Annotated in this window: 18 protein-coding genes and 1 pseudogene; 9 read left to right on the forward strand and 10 right to left on the reverse strand. The window is 65.9% G+C overall.

All coding sequences use genetic code 11. The features are described from left to right. Positions 1-8: 8 nt before the first annotated feature. Genes MET9862_RS14390 through MET9862_RS14400 form a run of 3 tightly spaced genes read right to left on the reverse strand, consistent with a single transcriptional unit; the run spans position 9 to position 2,579 of the window. A complete protein-coding gene (locus MET9862_RS14390; RefSeq protein WP_142583630.1) occupies positions 9-788 on the reverse strand; it encodes an ABC transporter ATP-binding protein in 780 nt (259 codons plus the stop codon). Then, a complete protein-coding gene (locus MET9862_RS14395; RefSeq protein ID WP_142583631.1) occupies positions 781-1,629 on the reverse strand; it encodes an ABC transporter permease in 849 nt (282 codons plus the stop codon). The genes MET9862_RS14390 and MET9862_RS14395 overlap by 8 nt, the downstream gene beginning before the upstream one ends. Further along, a complete protein-coding gene (locus MET9862_RS14400; protein ID WP_142583632.1) occupies positions 1,626-2,579 on the reverse strand; it encodes an ABC transporter substrate-binding protein in 954 nt (317 codons plus the stop codon). The genes MET9862_RS14395 and MET9862_RS14400 overlap by 4 nt, the downstream gene beginning before the upstream one ends. Before the next feature lie 118 nt (positions 2,580-2,697). On the opposite strand from MET9862_RS14400, the gene MET9862_RS14405 reads away from it, so the two are divergent. Further along, positions 2,698-3,633, forward strand: a complete 936-nt coding sequence (locus MET9862_RS14405; RefSeq protein ID WP_142583633.1) for a LysR family transcriptional regulator — start codon at positions 2,698-2,700, stop codon at positions 3,631-3,633. A gap of 127 nt (positions 3,634-3,760) precedes the next feature. Here the strand turns inward: MET9862_RS14405 and MET9862_RS14410 are convergent. Then, positions 3,761-4,008, reverse strand: a pseudogene (locus MET9862_RS14410) (IS5/IS1182 family transposase); the annotation flags it as partial. A 115-nt stretch (positions 4,009-4,123) separates the two neighbouring features. Here MET9862_RS14410 and MET9862_RS14415 point away from each other — a divergent pair. The 5 genes from MET9862_RS14415 to MET9862_RS14440 all read left to right on the forward strand — a co-directional run bounded on the left by MET9862_RS14415 (position 4,124) and on the right by MET9862_RS14440 (position 8,040). Beyond that, the gene (locus tag MET9862_RS14415; RefSeq protein ID WP_142583634.1) at positions 4,124-4,303 is read left to right on the forward strand and encodes a putative zinc-binding metallopeptidase; all 180 of its coding nucleotides are present in this window, start codon (positions 4,124-4,126) and stop codon (positions 4,301-4,303) included. A gap of 174 nt (positions 4,304-4,477) precedes the next feature. Continuing rightward, positions 4,478-4,720 (forward strand): hypothetical protein, encoded by a 243-nt coding sequence (locus MET9862_RS14420; RefSeq protein ID WP_185156870.1) that lies wholly within the window; start codon positions 4,478-4,480, stop codon positions 4,718-4,720. 317 nt (positions 4,721-5,037) lie between these two features. Continuing rightward, positions 5,038-5,925, forward strand: a complete 888-nt coding sequence (locus MET9862_RS14425; RefSeq protein WP_142583635.1) for a DUF6662 family protein — start codon at positions 5,038-5,040, stop codon at positions 5,923-5,925. Positions 5,926-5,927: 2 nt separating this feature from the next. Continuing rightward, the gene (locus MET9862_RS14430; RefSeq protein WP_142583636.1) at positions 5,928-6,587 is read left to right on the forward strand and encodes a DUF1345 domain-containing protein; all 660 of its coding nucleotides are present in this window, start codon (positions 5,928-5,930) and stop codon (positions 6,585-6,587) included. Between the two features lie 592 nt (positions 6,588-7,179). Next, a complete protein-coding gene (locus tag MET9862_RS14440; RefSeq protein ID WP_142583637.1) occupies positions 7,180-8,040 on the forward strand; it encodes a LysR family transcriptional regulator in 861 nt (286 codons plus the stop codon). Positions 8,041-8,165: 125 nt separating this feature from the next. Here MET9862_RS14440 and MET9862_RS14445 read toward each other — a convergent pair whose 3' ends face one another. The 4 genes from MET9862_RS14445 to MET9862_RS14460 all read right to left on the reverse strand — a co-directional run bounded on the left by MET9862_RS14445 (position 8,166) and on the right by MET9862_RS14460 (position 10,930). After that, entirely contained in the window at positions 8,166-8,918 is a 753-nt protein-coding gene (locus MET9862_RS14445) for an alpha/beta fold hydrolase (RefSeq protein WP_244612722.1), read from the reverse strand. Between the two features lie 76 nt (positions 8,919-8,994). Continuing rightward, positions 8,995-9,570 (reverse strand): DUF308 domain-containing protein, encoded by a 576-nt coding sequence (locus MET9862_RS14450; RefSeq protein ID WP_244612723.1) that lies wholly within the window; start codon positions 9,568-9,570, stop codon positions 8,995-8,997. Between the two features lie 117 nt (positions 9,571-9,687). Next, positions 9,688-10,332, reverse strand: a complete 645-nt coding sequence (locus tag MET9862_RS14455; RefSeq protein ID WP_142583638.1) for an NrsF family protein — start codon at positions 10,330-10,332, stop codon at positions 9,688-9,690. Continuing rightward, positions 10,319-10,930, reverse strand: a complete 612-nt coding sequence (locus MET9862_RS14460; RefSeq protein ID WP_244612724.1) for a sigma-70 family RNA polymerase sigma factor — start codon at positions 10,928-10,930, stop codon at positions 10,319-10,321. The genes MET9862_RS14455 and MET9862_RS14460 overlap by 14 nt, the downstream gene beginning before the upstream one ends. Positions 10,931-11,291: 361 nt before the next feature. Here MET9862_RS14460 and MET9862_RS14465 point away from each other — a divergent pair, with 361 nt between their 5' ends. From MET9862_RS14465 to MET9862_RS14475, 3 genes are all read left to right on the forward strand, one after another. Beyond that, positions 11,292-12,407 (forward strand): GAF domain-containing protein, encoded by a 1,116-nt coding sequence (locus MET9862_RS14465; protein ID WP_142583639.1) that lies wholly within the window; start codon positions 11,292-11,294, stop codon positions 12,405-12,407. 6 nt (positions 12,408-12,413) lie between these two features. Then, the gene (locus MET9862_RS14470) at positions 12,414-13,400 is read left to right on the forward strand and encodes a LuxR C-terminal-related transcriptional regulator (protein WP_142583640.1); all 987 of its coding nucleotides are present in this window, start codon (positions 12,414-12,416) and stop codon (positions 13,398-13,400) included. A gap of 690 nt (positions 13,401-14,090) precedes the next feature. Further along, positions 14,091-15,863, forward strand: coding sequence for a PAS domain S-box protein (locus tag MET9862_RS14475; protein WP_244612725.1), 1,773 nt, complete (start codon positions 14,091-14,093; stop codon positions 15,861-15,863). Positions 15,864-15,971: 108 nt separating this feature from the next. On the opposite strand, the gene MET9862_RS14480 is transcribed toward MET9862_RS14475, so the two are convergent. Together MET9862_RS14480 and MET9862_RS14485 are read right to left on the reverse strand one after the other, a co-directional pair. After that, entirely contained in the window at positions 15,972-16,760 is a 789-nt protein-coding gene (locus tag MET9862_RS14480; RefSeq protein WP_142583642.1) for a Crp/Fnr family transcriptional regulator, read from the reverse strand. An 82-nt stretch (positions 16,761-16,842) separates the two neighbouring features. Continuing rightward, entirely contained in the window at positions 16,843-17,925 is a 1,083-nt protein-coding gene (locus tag MET9862_RS14485; protein WP_142583655.1) for a two pore domain potassium channel family protein, read from the reverse strand. Between the last annotated feature and the right edge of the window lie 15 nt (positions 17,926-17,940).

The raw sequence follows: 17,940 nt of genomic DNA on the forward strand, positions 1-17,940 counted from the left end.
GGGATCCCTCACGCGGCCTTGGGGGCGTGGTGGCTGTGGAGCTGCGCCGCGAGCATCCGGCGCAGGTCGTTGAAGGCCGGGCTCGACACGTCCCGACGCCGCGGCAGGTCGATCCCATGGACCGCCTCGATTCGGCCGGGGCCGGGCGACATCATCACCACGCGATCGGCCAGGAAGATCGCCTCCTCGATGGCGTGGGTGACGAATAGGACGGTCAGCCCGGTGCGTGCCCACAGGTCGAGCAGCTCGTCCTGGAGGCGCTCGCGGGTCATGGCATCCAGCGCCCCGAAGGGCTCGTCCATCAGCACCACCTCGGCCTCGTTGGCGAGGACCCGGGCGATGGCGACCCGCTGCTTCATGCCGCCGGAGAGCTGATGCGGGTGGGCGTCGGCGAACTTCTGGAGGCCGACCAGGGCGATGTAGCGCTCGGCCGTGTCGCGTACCTCGTCCGCCGGGCGACCCTGCGACTTCGGGCCAAAGCCGATGTTGTCGCGGACCGTCAGCCAGGGGAACAGGCCGTAATCCTGGAAGACCATCCCGCGGCTCGGGCCGGGCCCCGGGATCGGCTTGCCCCACATCAGCGCCTCGCCGGCGGTGGGCGCCTCGAAGCCGGCGGCGATCCGCAGCAGCGTCGACTTCCCGCAGCCGGAAGCGCCGAGCAGGCAGACGAACTCGCCGCGACGGACCGTGAGATTGGCGTCTCGCAAGGCCTCGATCGGACGGCCCTTCGCCAGATAGGTCTTCGAGACCGCGCGCATATCGAGGATCGGGACTGTGGGGTCAGCCATGGGACGGGCTCCAGGCGAGCAGGCGGCGGCCGAGGCTCATCACCAGCCAATCGGAGACGAAGCCGGCGGCGCCGATCACCGCCATGCCGCAGATCACGATCTCGGTGCGGGAGAGCTGGCGCGCCTCCATGATGATCGCGCCGAGGCCGGTCTGGACGCCGGTCATCTCGCCGACCACGATCACCACCCACGCAAAGCCGAGCCCGAGGCGCAGGCCCGTGAAGATCGAGGGCAGCGCCGCCGGCAGAACCACCCGGGCGAACTGCGCCGGGCCCGTGCAGCCGAGCATGGCCGCTGCCTCGAACAGCCGCGGTTCGACCGAGCGCACGCCGAACACGGTGTTGACGAGGATCGGGTAGAACGCGCCAAGGAATACGAGGAAAAAGGCCGAGCGCGGACCGAGACCGAACAGGATCATCGCCAGCGGCAGCCACGCGGTCACAGGAACCGGCCGCAGGAGTTGCAGCAGGGGATCGAGTAGCGCCCGCGCCAGGGGCACGCGGCCGATCAGCAGGCCGAGCGGCAGGGCGGCCGCCGCGGCCAGGGCGAAGCCGCCATAGACGCGGGTGAGCGAGGCCGCGAGATGCGTCCACAGCGTGCCGCTGAACGCGTCGTCGTTGACGCCGCCGACTGCGAGGTCGCGCATCTCCGCCCACACCTCAGAGGGGGGCGGGATCAGACTATAGGGCCGGCCCGCGGTGGCGAGATGCCAGACGACGCCGAGCGCCACCGGCACCACGAGGGCGAGCGCCGGCCCACGCAGCCGGGCGAGAGAGGGACGGACGACCCGGGGCGCCCCTTTCGCTATCGGCAGGATGCCTGCCTCGGCCCCGGTGCTCACGCGTCCCTCATCGCATCGACGAAGCGGGTGTCGATGAAGCCGGGCTCGGGCAGGCGGCGGATCTGCTTCAGCGCCAGCATGTGCTGGGCGTAGGCGCTGGCCTGCCGAACTTCGTCAGGCCCGAGCTTCCACGTCAGCTCGACGTTCGGCGCGGAGATCTCCAGTGCCTCGCGCTTCTGGCCGAGCTTGGCCACCGCCATCGCCACCATCGCGTCGCGGTCCTTGGCCGCGAAATCCGTGGCCTTGCGGTGGATCTCCAGCATGGTCCGCACCAGTGCTGGGCGCTCGGAGAGCGTGTCGCGGTGGGCCCCGAACACCATGTTCAGAGCGCCCATCTCGGTGCCGTAGGGATATTCCACGAGTTGCCCGACGCCCGAGGCGAGGCTGACGCCAGGACCGGGCTCGGCGCCGACGTAGGCGTCCACGTCGCCCCGGGCGAGGGCGATGTGCATCTCCGAGAACGAAATGCGCACCGGGGTGATGTCCTTCACGGACAGTCCCTCCATCCGCATCCGCTCCAGAACGAAAACCTCCTGGGTGCTGCCCGGCCAGATCGCCACCCGCCGGCCCCTGAGGTCCTTGATCGCGCGGATGTCGGAGTCCTTCTTCGCGATCACCGCCATGCCGCGGTTGCAGGTCGAGGCAATCACCGTGAGCGGCTCGCCCGCTGCGGCCCCGAGCGTCGCTGCGGCGATCCCGAACGTGCCGAAATCGACAGACTTGGTGACAACCGCGTTCTTGCACTCCGTCGGGCTCTCGAAGGGTACAACCTCCACCAGCACGCCCGCGGGGGTGAAGCGCTCGTAGAAGTGGGGCGCGATCGAGTGGATCAGCTTCAGAGATCCCATCCGGATCGTCACCGGCTTGGCCTGGGCCGAGGCGATACGGCCCGCCATGGGAGCGAGGAGGCCGGCCCCAAGGCCGGAAAGGATGGTGCGGCGGTGGATCATCGGACGGCTCCTTGAGGGTCCCGATATCTCGAAGGCTATCCAGAGGGCGTGTTGCAGGCGAGTGCTGATTTTCGACGCAGCCGTTGCCTTTTACGAAACAGAGGCTCAGCATGGCCTCGTGAGGCACCAGCGCATCCTGACCTACGTGGCCGAGGTCGCCCGGGCCGGCTCGATCCGGCGCGCGGCGGAGCGCCTCAACATCACGCCGTCGGCCCTCACCCGTCAGATACAGGACGTCGAGTACGAGCTGGGCACCCCGATCTTCGAGCGGCTGCCGCAGGGGATGCGCCTCAACGCGGCGGGCGAGTTGCTCGCCCGGCACATCCGCGATCAGGCTGCCGACCTCGACCGCGTGCGCTCGCAGATCGCCGACCTGTCCGGCGTGCGGCGCGGCCACGTGGCGCTCGCGTGCAGCCAAGCCTTCGTCACGCAGACGGTGCCGGAGGAGGTGGAGGCCTACCGGGCGCGGTATCCTCAGGTGGGCTTCACGGTCCAGGTCCGTGATCACGCCCAGGCGGTGGCGGCCCTGACCGCCTTCGAGGCGGACCTCGCCCTCGTGCTGGAGCCGCCTCCCTCGGCGGATCTGCACCCGCTCTATTCCGGCCACCAGCCGCTCTGCGCGCTGATGCGGGCCGGGCACCCGCTGGCGGCGGTGGATGGTCCGGTGCGGCTGCGCGAGTGCCTCACCCACGCCCTGGCCTTGCCGGACCGCTCGCTGGCGATCCGGCACCACATCGAGCAGGCGCTGGCCCGCCGCGGCGTCGGGCTGCGCCCGGCGGTCGAGTCGGGCTCACTGGAGTTCCTGCGCAACCTCGTGCTGCGCGAGGATCTGGTCAGCCTTCAGATCCCGAGCGGCATCCCGGACGACCCGTGCCTGCGCAGCCGCCCAATCGACGCCCGCGATCTCACACCGATGACGGTGTACCTTGCTCAGCTACGCGGACGTCTGCTCTCCGTGGCTGCAGCGAAGTTCGCCGACCAGCTCGCGGCCCGTCTCAACCGGCAGCCGCTCCAGGCGCGCGCGCGTGCGGAGCGGACATCCGAAGACGGCTGATCGGCGCGGTCCCGGGAGCACCGGCTCGACAGGCCGGCTTAGGGCACCTCACGAAACTCCCGGCGACCGGGAGATCGCCCTCTGCGCATGACGGCGCAACGGGCGTTTTGGGAGAGACTCGCAAGAGTCAGGGACAAAAGCCGTTTGGCCTGAGCTTGGCAGATGAGGGCGCAGGCGAGGGGGGAGGCGAGGTGGAGGTCGGCGCGGCGCTCGTATCGGAGGGTGAGGCGGCGGAAGCGGGCGAGCCACGCGAGCGTGCGCTCGACGATCCAACGGTGGTGACCAGGCCGCACGTTGCTCTCGGAGCCGCGTCCGGCACTCGCGCCGGCAACGGCGATGATCGTAGCCCTTGTCGGCGTGCAGCTTGTCGGGTCGCGGAGACCTGGGTCCGCTACCTGCTTAGCGTCGATACGCTGGAGATGGCGAGCGCCTGCGGGATGCAGCTTTCCCCGCGCGTGAACGAGGGCGCCGCGATGTCGGCATGCATTGAATGCGCCCCCGCGCGGCCCAAACGGTCGTGCCGATCATGGCCGCGTGGTTCTCGTTCGTGTTTGCTGTGAACGGGATGAACCGGGCGATGGGCAACCGCGACCTCTATCCCTTCGTGCCGGCCCCAGCGGTCATCGCCAAGCTCGCCTTCATCCACGACCTCGTGCACGGCTGCGTCTGAGACGACAGCACCTGTGCTACCGAGCGTTTATATCGGCTGCGGCTCACAATGGCTTGAAATCCGCCAACGAACAGCCACGAAGAGCCAGCAGATGGACGTTTAGCGCTTGCAGCCGAACATTTGCCTTCAGCTGAAGGCCGTCGATCATGATGCGCAACACAATCAGGATTTCCCGTGAGCTTGACTGTTAGTGCCCGCGTCGACGGGCGGCCGGTGTTCTTCCAGCATGTGTCGATGATCGGCGCCCTCGATCAGGCCATGACGCTGCTGGCTGCCGGCATGTCGGATGTGGTTATCGCGGACGGGGGCGGTCAAGTATCGACGCCGGCCATAGCCTACCAGAGCTTGTTTGAGCGGCCAGCCAAACCTGCGCACATTGGCAGTGGCGTCCTGGATGGCTGCAATCAAGCAGCTTGATGGACTGCTACTCTGATCTGAATCGCGGCTCTCTGTCGTGGCCGTGCCCACGTCGAGAGCGGCGCCAATCGCTGCAGAGGCAGCGGTTTCCGGGTCTCAGATCTTCCTCGCCGACGCCACTGCATGCCTAACCGAAAGGCTCGGTCACGGTATGCATCCCCCAATAATCCGACAGCTCCGCAATTCTGTGGGGGTGTGCCTCTGCTGGCGCACCCAGGACAGCTGATCGCGGCTATGCAAATCCGCAAGCCGAGGTTCAGATGCCAAGCCGTTTCCCAGCCTACATCCGTAGACCTGCAGCTCGCGCTGCCGCGGTCATGTCTGCCCTGATCCTGCTCCAAGCCTCAGCTCTTGCGAAACCAGATCAAGACAATGGCGGCGAACCGGACAAGGTCGATACCGAGAACCTCTTCGGCTTCACCGAGGGCACAGACACAGGCAAGAAGGGCGAGCAGGAAGCTCTCGTCGACATGATCGGCCGCTTCAGCAAGCGCCGGGACGGACCAGGTCGCTCGGGCTACGGCTCGGCTCAGCCTCTGATCAGCTACCAGTACGATCCGACTGATAACATCAGCATAGAGCCAGGTCTTCTGTTCGATGCGCGCGACCACCGCAACATCGCGGGCGTGCCTGATAAGACTTTTGGCACCTTCAACGGAGGCTCGCTGGAGCTGAAGTACCAGTTCTTCAAGCGGACGGACGAGCGGCCGTTCAGTCTCGCCCTTCAGGTTGAGCCACAATACGCGCGCATCACGCCGATTGAAGGTCAAGGCGCCGATGTGTTCAGCGTCGAGACCCGCCTCATCGCCGATGCCCGGATCGTGCCAGACAAGCTCTGGGGCGGCCTCAACCTGATCTACGATCCGCAGGTTGCACGGCTCAAGGGGAGCGGCGAGGTCGACCGGAGCTCGACCCTGTCCATCTCAGGCACGTTGATGACAAAGGTCGCGGACAGCCTCTTTGTCGGACCCGAGCTGCGATACCTGCGGGCCTATGATGGCACCTACCTGAACCGCTTCCTCGGCCACGCTATGTTCGCTGGGCCCGTGCTGCACTATCAGGTCATGGAGAAAGGCTTCCTGTCTCTGGCCTACGCGACGCAGGTGTTCGGACACGATCGCGATCCGGATTTCGTGGGCCGGGCCTTCAACCTGAACCAGTTCGCTCGGCATGCCGTCCGGGTTCGCTTTGGCGTCGAGTTCTAGGCATGCGCCTTCCCAGCACCGCTCGTGCGTTCTGGCTCCGGCCGCGACTTCTCATCTGCCTCGTGTTGGCTGTCGCTATCGCCCTGGGCCTTCCGGTTCCCACGATCTGGCCGCGGCTCCTGCTCGGCTGGTGCGTTGGTGTGGCCGCCTATGTCGCCCTGATCATCCTGCAGGCGACTCGAGGATCCGGAGAGACGCTGCGGCGCCAAGCCTCCCAGCTCGATGACAGCGCCTTCACAATCTCCATCTTCGCGGTGCTAGCTGCGGCGGCGAGTTGCGGGGCGGTGGCGATGCTCCTGTTCGGCGAGCAAGAGCAAGACCCCTACCGTATTCCACGCGTCGCTCTGGCCGTCCTCACTCTCGTCTGCGCCTGGACCTTCGTGCAGGTCGTATTCACCACCCACTACGCCCACGTCTTCTACGGCGAGGAGGATGGCAAGTCTCGTGGCGGCCTGGACTTCAATGGCGACGAGAGCCCCGATTTCTGGGATTTCTTTTACTTCTCAGTGACGATTGGAGCCACGTCGCAGACGTCCGACACCGACATCACCGCCAAGCACATGCGCAGGATTGTAACGGTACAGACGATCTATGCGTATTTCTTCAACACCAGCCTGCTAGCCCTGGCGGTCAACATGGCAGCTGGATTCGCTCAGCATTGATGTCTGGTCTTTCACAACTTCAGTAATGTACAATCAAGGCGACGCCTGATCCTCGCCGGGCTTTCAGGAGGTCCGCTTACCGGCGGCCCAATGAGAATGAGGACGCGGCGCGGGAGGGGACGCGGCTCGGCGCCGGTTGGAGCAGTTTCGGATTAATCTGGATTGTATTCTGCGTCGGCGAAGAAGTTGGCGCATTCGTCCGATTCGACCGCCGATCGCTCGGTGCGCCGATCCGGATTTAGGCCCGACGAGATTCGCGCGGGTCGCCTGTCAAGCCTGCTCCAGCTTCCGCATGCTGTTGCTGGCCAGCGGAGCTTGTTCACGTCCCTCGCGTAGTGGCTCGCCTGCAACAGGCCGGCCAACGAGCGAACGTGTTGAACGTGACCGGAACGACCTATTGGAGCAGCGTGGCCTCGTTCGGAACCGCCTTCCAGGGCGTCCCTCGGACGTACCTCGTGTCCATGTCGGTCGATCTCTAGACCATCGGGCTGAGCCATGCACCTTCAGGCGACGGCAGGAATCTAGATGATTAGATTTGTTCCTGAAGCGACATAATTGTATTCTCATCGTTCAGTTTTGTGTGGGTGCCGCGATGGAATGGAGTGACGTCAGAATCTTCCTGGCCATCGCGCGGTCCGGCACGCTCGGCGGCGCCGCGCGTTCGCTCCAGACGAGCCATCCGACCGTCGGCAGGCGTCTGCGTGCATTCGAGCAGGCGATCGGTCACACGCTCTTCCAGCGCACCGCGGACGGTCTTGTCCTGACCGAAGAGGGCCACGGGATCATCGCGCTGGCCGAGCAGATGGAAGAAGGCGCGCTGGCCATGGCGCGCCGGCTTGCGGGGCAGGAGCAGAACCTCAAAGGCAGTCTGCGCATCTCGTCGGCGGACTGGTTCGGGGCCTATGTCCTGCCTCCCATCCTGGCGGATTTCTCGAAGGCCTACCCCAACGTCGACGTCGAAATCCTGACCGGCACGCGCCTGTTCAACCTCGCCCAGCGGGAGGCCGATGTCGCCTTTCGTATCGTTCCGTTCAACACTGCCGATGTCGTTCAGCGGCGGCTCGTCAGGCTCGAATATGGCGTCTACATCGCCGAGGAGGCACCTGATCCCCAATACGGCGATGGGACTGGTTTCCGGCTGATCACCCATGACACATCCACGGGCCATTTCCCCGACATCGCGTGGCTCATCGCGAGTTTCCCCAACGCGAGACCGCTCCTGCGCTCGAACAACCGCAACGTCCAAGGGCGCATGTGCCGACAAGGCGTCGGCATCGCTGTCCTGCCCCGTGTGGTCGGCGATCAGATCCCGGGTATCCGCAGGCTGGAACTGCCGACGCAGCCGCCAGCGCGAGACATCTGGATGGGATACCACCGGGATCTACGGCGTCTTCAGCGTCTTCGTGCGTTCATCTCGACCGTATCGGACCATCTCGTGAACATGACCGCATGATCTGCGGCCGGTGGTGATGCAAGGTCGCCCGAGCACCTCCACGATCGCTGCAGCCGTCTCGGCCCGTCGACGGCAGCGCGGAGCGGTCCGGGAGCCGAGGCTGGACGATGACTGCCGCACACGGGTCAGCTTCCCCGCGCGGCCAGCGCGATCAGGTCGGCGACGTCAGAAGCCCGGGAGATCAGCGACAGGTGGCTTGCATCGAGCGCGACGACGTGCGCGTCCATGCGCTTGGCCAGGAAGCGCTGCAGATCGGGGTCGATTGTGCGGTCTTCGTTCGACACCGCGTAGTAGGTCGGCTTCGTGCGCCAGGCGGCCTTTGTCGTCCTCGCCTGCGTCAGCGCCCTCCGAAACGGCTGCTGCGCCGCGTATAGGATCCGCGCGCGCGCGGACGGAATGTCGCCGGCGAAGTCGCGCAGGAAGGCGTCCTCGCTGAGGCGGCCCTCGTCGCCGTCGAAGATGATGCCGGCGGTTGCGGGCGGGACCGGAAACCTGCTTCCCAACGCGGCATAGTCCTCGCCGGCATCGGGCGCGCGCGCCGCGATATAGACGAGCGCGGTCACGTTGTCCGCGTCCCCGACCTCGGAGATGATCGTGCCCGCGAAGGAGTGGCCCGCCAGCACGGTCGGTCCCTCGGTCCGCGCGAGCACGCGCCGAACAGACTCGGCCGCCGCCTCAAGCCTCGTCAGCGGGTTCTGGACCGCCGTCACGTTCAAGCCCGCCGATTGGAGGCGGCCGATCACGTCCGACCAGCAGGAGCCGTCCGCGAAGAGGCCGTGCACGAGCACGACGTTGCGGGCGGGCCTCGTCTCACTCTTCGCCCGGGCCGGCGCCGGCAGCCCGAGGGACGCTGCGGTCGCTAACGAGCCGGCGATCATCGTTCTACGGTTCATCGTCGATTGCTCCACGGTCATGCTTTCGGTGCAAAGAGGCAATGGCTCGGAATGAACGCGCTCACCGCGTGAATTGGAGTGTCGCGGCCGAGACGGCGAAGTAGAAGGCACCGAAGGCAGCATAGAGCCCGATATCGGCCGCGCCGACGACCGACCCCGGGCTGGTCGCCCTCGCAATCATGTGCGCAGCGGCAAGGATGGACTGCGCGCCGCTCAGGATCTGGGGCCACTGCCCACGCGCGCCGCGCCAGCGGCGAATGCCGGTCGACAGCTGGAGGAGGCCTGAAAGGCCGGCCCAGATCCCAATCACGCCGATAGCAGCATGGAGGTCGGGACGGACGGCGATGGCAACGACGACCGCGAGCGTGACGACCGCGCTGACGAGGACGTTGAGCGCCTGTGTGGGGTTCCTGCGCAAGCCGCCGGTGCGCACGGCATCGACATAGTTCGCAAGGCAGTCCCAGAGCGGATAGGCGACGAGCAAGGCGATCCCGACGCCCGCCCCCCTGCCGATCGTGAAGGCGAGCGCGACCCACACGACCGAGAACAGCGCTCGGGCGCCGTAGTATCGTTTCAACCAGGACGACGATGTCGGCTGGAGTATCATAGCGTCGGAGAGCGAGGTGGTCGCGGTCATGGTGGCGTCCTTTCAAGGGCGATCGAGGGAGGTTGCGCGGCGACGGTCCCGAGCGCGACAAGGCGTCGGGCCAGGCGTCGAAGACGAAGAGGAGCGGTCGAGCGGGTCGCGCGGGGGCTAGAGGCGGTAGCCGCGGGGCAGGAGCCATCGCGCCGCGGCTGCGACGGCCGCGATCCCAGCCGAGTACCAGACCACGATGTAGAGCGGATCGTTTGCCGGGCAGCAGACGGTAAAGACCAGCGCACCGGAAGTCGCTGCGGCAAGGCCCGACGCCAGCGCGCTGCGCTTGGGATGAACCGGTGCCGCGCGGCGCATCAGCACGGCAAGCAAGCTCATCAATGGCAACGCCAGAACGACGATGGCGGTCGCGCAACCCAGACCGCGTGCCGGGGACAAGCGCTCGATCAGCGGCTGGCCACTCTCGGCGGCGGTCGTCACGAAGAGACCTGCGGCCATCACGAAGACGGTGAGAACCAAGGCGTACACGAGGTCGCGGCGTGAGGCCGCCGGCGGTGCGAAGGACCGGATCGCGACCGCGCAGCTCACGCCTGCGAGAAGGGCGAGGCCGCCGATCTTCCAGGCCATGAAGGGAGCTAGGATCACCCCACCCATGTCCGGTCGCATACCGCCGGCCATCAGGATGAGGGCCAGCTCACCGGCGGCGAGCACGACGAGCGCACCGATTTCGCGGCTCACGCTGCGCCGCCGCACGGGGCCCAGATTGGTCGACAGGGTGAGGATCAGGGCGTCAGTGGAAGTCATCGGCATCCTCGATCAGGGCGGTCAGGCGCGCGAGCCCACGATGGATGTTCATCTTGACGGCTGATGCTGTCAGGCCCGTTTCCCGACAAGCGTCCTCGATGCTGTAGCCCTGCAGCTTGACCATCATGATGGCTTGGGCCTGTGCGGGCCGAAGCTGCACGAGCAAGCTGGCCAGCGTCGTCGCACTCGTCACCGCGGTCTCGTGATCGGCGACCGCAAGCTCGTCCGACAGTTCCTCGGTTGGGCGGCGCGCGATGGTGCGGAGCTGATCGACCCATTTGCGCTTGGCGATCGCTGCCATCCACGGGCCGAAGGGGTGACGGGGATCGAACGTGTGGCGTCGCCGGTGGATCGCGAGGAGCGCCTCCTGCACGGCATCGTCGACGTCGCCGGGCGGCAGTCGGCGCCGGAAGTACCGGTGCAGCCAATCGGACGTCTCATTCAGCAACCGGCGGTAGGCACCCCCGTGCCCATCCTGCGCGGCCGCCATCAGCGCGCTCCAGGCGTCGGGGGCTGCCGGGTCCGCGGCACGATCCTTCGTGCGATCCGGTGGATCGTGCGGCCGGCCCATCAGCCTCAAGGCGGATCGAAAGCTCATGACGTGCTGTTCGCCGCCGGAGCATCCCCGGTCACAGGGCGACCGAATTTTTTTTGATGGCCCGGCCGAGCCTTCCTGACCCAAAGGGCCGAAGGCGAGCAACCCTCCTGGGTGCAGCCATCAGAGCCGTTGCCGGTGGCACGGCCCCCGATCGGCCCGACCGCTTCTGGATGGGACAAGGGAAGGGCGGACGGCTTCGTGACGCCCGCTCGCGACCATGGAAAGCCGATTGTCGAAAGCCTCGTCTGTCCTGGACGAACGCAATGGCTCTCAGGGATGGTGAGCCAACCTCGGCAAGATATTTCAAAAAAGGGTATCTCATGACTGTGACGTTGTCGCTCGTCCCAACGTTGTTTGGGCAATGGACGACCACGCGAGGATCGAAGAACTCCAGCACCGCTTGGCTGCCGCCAAGGCGGAGAGTGCCGCCCTGCGGAGGCGTGAAGAGCGCAACGCACTCCTCGTGCGCTTCTCGGACGCGGTGCGAGGCGTCTCCGATCCCGCCGTGGTCGCGCAAACGGCTTGTCGCCTTCTGATCGAGCAACTCGGCAACCAGCGCGCGCTCTGGGCCGTCATCGACTGGGACCGGCGGGAGTTTGTCATCGAGTGGGTGTTCCTCGCGGACGGCACGCAGGCCGATCCCACGCGCTGGCACTTCGATGCGTACGAACTCTTCAGCGCAGAACACCTTGCCGGACGTTCGGTCGTGTACAATGACAGCGAAGACGACCCGCGCTTCCCGGCATCGTTGAAGATCGCGATGGCAGGGCGCGAGCTTCGGGCCGGCATTGCGGTGCCCATCCTCGTTGCCGGGAAACTCCGTGCGGTCCTCAGCACGAGCCAGGGTCTTGCGGCACGCCGCTGGCATCCCGAGGAGGTTGCCTTCGTCGAAGCTCTCGCCGACCGCGCCTGGGCTGAGATCGAGCTGGCCCGTGCCGGTACGGCGCTGCGCCAGAGCAAGGCCTGGCTCGCCGGGCAGAACGAGGCGTTCCGAGCTGCCATGAACGGTGCGCCGCTGGAGGTTTCGCTCGGCATTCTCGTCCTCACAGCCATCGAGCAAGCCGAGAGTGAGCGCAGGTGCGCTTTCTACATGGCAGACGGCGCGGGCAAGACGCTGCGGCACGTGGTCGGCATGCCCGAGGCCTATGCCCGGCACGTGGACGGTTTCGTGATCTCGGCCGAGTCACTATCCTGCGGCTTGGCGGCCGCGCTCAAGGAGCCGGTCCTCACGGCCGATGTCGAGCAGGAGCCGCGATGGGCGCCATGGCGTTGGATGGCGCGGGAGTTCGATTTTCGCGGCTGCTGGTCCTTTCCCGTCGAGACCGCAACGGGAACGCTGGTCGGCTTCTTGGCCATGTACTTCCGCGAGCCGCGCGAAGCGACGCCGCACGACCGCGAACTGGCCGCCGCACTCACCCAGACTGCCGCGATCATCATCTCGCGCCATCAGGAGAATGAGGAGCGCGCTCGTGCCTAACGCGCCTTGCATGAGAGCGAGGAGCGATTCCGACGCTTCGCCGAGCATTCGGCGAACGTGCTCTGGCTCGCCGATCTGGAGAGCGGACGGCTCGACTATCTCAGCCCGGCTTTCACGCAGGTCTGGGGTATGCCCGCCGAGGACATGCCGGATATCGCGAGCTGGCTCGCAAGCGTTCATCCAGAGGATCGCGACGCCGCAGCGCGTGCATTGCAGCGTGCCGGCGATAGCGAGACACTGGTGTTCGAGTACCGCATCCAGCGCGCCTCGGACCGTGCAGTGCGCCGCATCCGTGATACCTTCTTCCCGATCCCCGCAGAGATTGGGCGCCTCGGGCTTGTGGGCGGGATTGCGCAGGACGTCACCACCGATGCCGGCCTGCGCACCTACGTGATCGCGGTCGGTGACAGCGCGCGGCGCGACCTTATCGGCGCGCTACGAAGCGCTGGCTACGAGGTGCAGGCCTTCGCGAGCGGTCAAGCCTTCCTGGATCTGGCTGGGGCGCTGATGCCAGGCTGTGTCGTCCTTGATTTGGAGGATGAGGACCTGTTCGTTGCGGCCGAGCTGAAGGCTGCGCGCGCGTACCTACCCGTGGTGGCGATCGGCTCGAGCAGGGGCGACATTGGCCTCGGGGTACGAGCCATGAAGGTGGGGGTGGTCGATTTCCTTGCGACTCCTTGGACAACGGAAGCTCTGCTGTTCGCAGTGAGGACTGCGCTTGCCGAGATTCATGCCGAGGCGGATCGTACTCGGGAGTGGGACGAAGCCCGTAACCGGATCGCGGCGCTTTCCATGCGCGAGCGCGAGGTGCTTGAGGGCTTGCTCGCAGGTGGCACCAACAAGACCATCGCCCGGACGCTGGGCCTGAGCCCGCGCACGGTTGAAATCCATCGGGCTCGAGTCATGGAAGTGCTTGGTGCTCGCACCCTGCCAGAAGCAGTTCTCATTGCGACCGCAGCTGGTGTGCGACCCACCGGAAAGCTCGATGTGTAGGCGACTGTTCGGCTTTGACGGACTGAGCCGCCGCAAGATGGAGCTGGGCCGATCTGAGAGCCCATCGGGTGTGCGATGGATCGCTGTCTCGGAGGCAGACCGGCGGAGATCCAACCTCTCCAGACGCCCAGAGGATAATCGATCGTAGCCAATCTGGTCGAAACCCGGTGATCTGCTTCTCAGCAAACCCTATCTGGTTGCCGAACCTGTCCCGGCTCGAAATATCCGAGGCTTCGAGGCGATGGGCGCCGAATCGCTTACGTCGCGGCGCGATCAAGGTCTGAGCAGGTGAGCGCTCGAAAACAGTTCCAATCTAAGTTCAAGAAATTAATCACCAAGATCACGGTCGATGCCAAGCTTAGCAAGCTTGCTTTACCTTGGCAGACGATCTCATTCATCGGGCGGTTGGCCATAGACCGCGTTTTTCAATGCCAAGATCGTCTTTCTAACCTATTTGATTTTATGCCTCTGTGTTCGGATCCGATCCTGTGACGGACGATGACGAGCCGACACCAGGGTCGACCTCGATCCGCCGGTTCGACACGAGCCTAGGAGGCCGACTTGGAACCCGGAGATTTTCTCACAGGTGGCGGGCAAGTCGCGACCCGCATCCGTGAGCATGACTGGAGGCCCACTCCACTCGGACCGATCGAAGCGTGGCCGGACGCATTGCGATACACACTGAGCAGCATGCTCAACTCGGCCTTTCCCACTTACCTCGCTTGGGGACCGGGCCTCATCAGCTTCTACAACGACGCGTACCTGCCCATTCTTGGCATCAAGCCCGAGGCGCTCGGGCGCCCCTTCCCCGACGTCTGGGAGGAGTCTTGGGATCAAGTGGGACCGGTAGCGGAGCGTGCCCTGCAGGGTGAGGCAAGCTATCTGGAGGATTACACCGTTACGATGGATCGGCATGGCACTCGGGAGCAGAGTCTCTGGACGTTTGCCTACTCGCCGATCCGGGACGCAAGCGGCAGCGTCCAGGGCGTGCTCTGTCAGGTTCACGAAACAACCGCCCGGATCCGCACGGAGCAGCGGCTCCGAACAGCCCTGCGCGAGATCGAGGCGCAACAGGCGCGCTTCGATGCCCTGATCGAGCATCTCCCCTTTGGAGCCGGGCTCTTCGGGACAGACGGGCAGGCCCTGCTCACCAATCCGCTGTGTCGGAAGTTTCTTCCCAGTGGCCGGCCACCCTCCCTCGATTCAGAGGTGCAGGCGCACTGGACCGGCTTCGACTCGGAGGGTCGGATTGTGAGCCCGAACGATTACCCCTTCGCGCGCGCGATGCGGGGCGAAATCGTGCAGAACATGAGTTTCCTGCACAGGACCGGGGAAGGCGACGAGTGTTGGATGCGCATCAGCGGCATTCCGGTCCGCGGAAGCGATGGACGAATTCGGCAGGCCATCGTGGTGGCGCAGGACGTCGATCGGGAGAAGCGCGCCGAGGCGGCCCTGCGGGAAAGCGAGGCGCGATTCCGGCGCTATGCCGAAAATTCGGCGAACGTGCTCTGGCTCGCCGACTTGGAGAGCGGGCGCCTCGATTACCTCAGTCCGGCCTTCACGCAGGTCTGGGGCATGCCGGCCGAAGAGATGCCGGATATCGCGAACTGGCTCGCGAGCGTCCACCCGGAGGACAGAGACGCCGCGGCGCAAGCGTTGGAGCGGGTCGGCGGCGGTGAGACGCTGGTTCTGGAGTACCGCATCCTGCGCGCGTCGGACGGGGCCGTACGCCGGATCCGCGATACGTTCTTCCCAGTCCCGGCAGAGGACGGCCGCATTCGCCTGGTGGGTGGGATCGCGCAGGATGTCAGCATCGATACCGGCCTGCGCGCCTACGTGGTTGCGGGCCGGGCAGACGCTCGGCATCAGCTCGTCGGTGCTCTGGAGGCCGGCGGGTACGCCGTTCAGGCCTTCACGAGCGATCAGGCCTTTCTCAAGATCGCAGGCTCTCTGATGCCAGGCTGCGTCGTGCTCGACTTGGGGGAGGCCGTCAGATTCGTAGCTGCAAGTGAGCTCAAGGCCTACCGTTCGCATCTGCCCGTGGTCGCGATTGGCGCGAGCGGTGGCGATGTCGGCTTCGGTGTTCGCGCTATGAAGGCGGGGGCGATCGATTTTCTTGAGTCACCCTGGACATCGGAAGGGCTGCTCTTCGCGGTGAGGACAGCCCTCGCCGAAATCCGCGATGCTGCTCAGCGGACACGCGCACACGACGAGTCTCGGGATCGAATTGCAGCTCTGTCGGGGCGCGAGCGCGCGGTACTGGAGGGATTGCTCGCAGGCGGCACCAACAAGACCATCGCGCGCACGCTGGGCTTGAGTCCGCGCACGGTGGAGATTCACCGGGCGCGGGTCATGGAGACGCTCGGCGCCCATACCCTGCCAGAGGCCGTCCTCATCGCGACGGCCGCCGGGGTGAGCCCCGCCGAGCAGGGCTGCGAGGCGGTCCAGTCCGGCGAACGGTAGAATTCAGGCCGCTCCGGACCGTGAGACGGCGGCAAATACTGGTGCATCGTCTCCGAAGCCGGGAGGGGAGCGATCCGAAGGCCGCCAGCCCCATCCCGGGATGATGTTCTAGAGATACCCCGCCTCGAACTCGGCAAGCTCGCACAATTGCCGCGGCGCGAGGATCTGCAGGCGACGGTTCCGCAGCGTGATCAGTCCGTCGCGCCGCAGGGCTTGCAGAACACGGTTCACGTGGACGGTCGACAGGCCGAGGGTGTCGGCCAGCTCCATCTGGGTCAACGGCATATCGAATTGCCCAGCCGCCACCGCACCGATCGACCCGAGGCGTTCCAGCAGTTCGCACAGGAGATGGGCCATGCGCTCGGGTCCCGAGCGCATGCCGATATTGACCATCCACTCACGGGCTGTCGCCTCTTCGGCGAGCTTCGCGCGCTGCAACGCGAGCGCGATGCGAGGGTGCTGACCGAGCAGGTCGAAATAGGCCGCGCGCGGCACCTTGGCGATCCGGCAGTGGGTCAGCGCTTCGATCGCGTGGTCGAGGGGGTATCCGTGAAGCGCGCCGCGGTCGCAGAGATCACCAGGGATGAGGTAGGCGAGGATCTGGCGCCGACCGGACGCGCGGCGCTTGGACCGGCTGGCAAACCCGGCAATGACGATGAGGGCGTGATCTGTTACGCCTTCCTGCTCAACGAGAACGGTGTGCCGCTCGACGGACCGGACATAACGGGTCAGGCTAGCGAGCGCCGCTCTATCCGTTTCCGCGAGCGGGGCGAAGCCATCGAGCTTGCGGCTCAGCGCTGAGATGGGGCCGTCTTCTTCGCGAGCCGCGCGCCGCGGTGGACGAACACGCCCGGATATGGCGGGATCCATCACGGTGATCGGGACAACTGTCTCCATTGGGTTTGCTCCAAGATGGGGACCCTATTCACCTGTCTCGACGCGGCGCGTACATCCGGCCCGTTCCTTAGGACACCTCCGATCAGCGCGCTTCGAGGTCTTCGCTCCGATAGGCCATGGCCGGGGCAAGTCGGGCGATGTGCGGCCACCACTGTGCGCGCAGGTCGATATAGGACTGCGCTGCCGCCTCCTCTGGGGCGATCGCAATGCCCGCCTCGGCAAGCCGGGACACGGCCCTCTCCCAATGGACGTGCCAGCGCTGCCGCTCGCGCGGATCGACGGCCTTCGCGCATGGCGGATCACCCGTCAGGAACGTCGTTTCGAGGGTGACGACCAGCATCTGGGCCACGCGCCAGAGTGCCTCGACCGCCGCAGCCTCCTTCAACCAAGCCGTATCCTCGCCCGCGAGCGTGCTGCGGATCAGCGACGCAGTGTCGAGGGCGAGGTGAGCCTGCGCCGAGACTGAATAGTACGGTTGCTGGAACCGGAAATAGAACAGCACCGGGTAGAAATGGTGTGCCTCCTTCATCGCGGCCATCGCGTCGCCTATCGCGATAAGATGGCTGTAGCCGGCGCTAAACTGCCCGCGCGGTCCGAGCCGCGCCAGAAGTTCACCCGCATCCGAGGTCTCCGCCGACAGGATGTGAAGCTGAAGGCCAAGCGCGTTGCGCTGTCGCAGGGCACCGTAGACTTGCATCACGTAGGTCAGGACCAGCGAGGTCACCGACATCCCGATCAGCGAATTCACCAGGTAGATCAGTCGGTAGGCATCGGTCGCGGGCCTGAAGTCGCTTGCCCCTACGATCGCCATGCTGCTGCCCCCCGCGTAGAGTGCGGTGAGTATGTCCGTAGGTGTCGGACCGTTGCCTGCCTGCACGCCCGTCCCGAGACCGGGATGGATGATGAGCCCGGCGCCGAGCGTCAGCCCGACGGCCCAGAGCAGGACGTAGAGGAGGAGGATGACCGGTCCGCAGAAGGACAGCACGACCCCGCGTTGCGTCCCAGCTGCCTCGGCAGCGCGGCGAAAGGCCATCCAGGTGAGATGTGCGGCACGCTCAGCGATCAGGCCGGTGCCAATGCGGGCGTAGAGAACCGTCAGGAAGATGTCGAGGAGAACAACCCCCATCACTAGGACGCCTGACGCGCGTTCGAGGACAGACATCATCATCATAAACCTATC

Source organism: Methylobacterium symbioticum (assembly GCF_902141845.1).
GTDB classification, from domain to species: domain Bacteria; phylum Pseudomonadota; class Alphaproteobacteria; order Rhizobiales; family Beijerinckiaceae; genus Methylobacterium; species Methylobacterium symbioticum.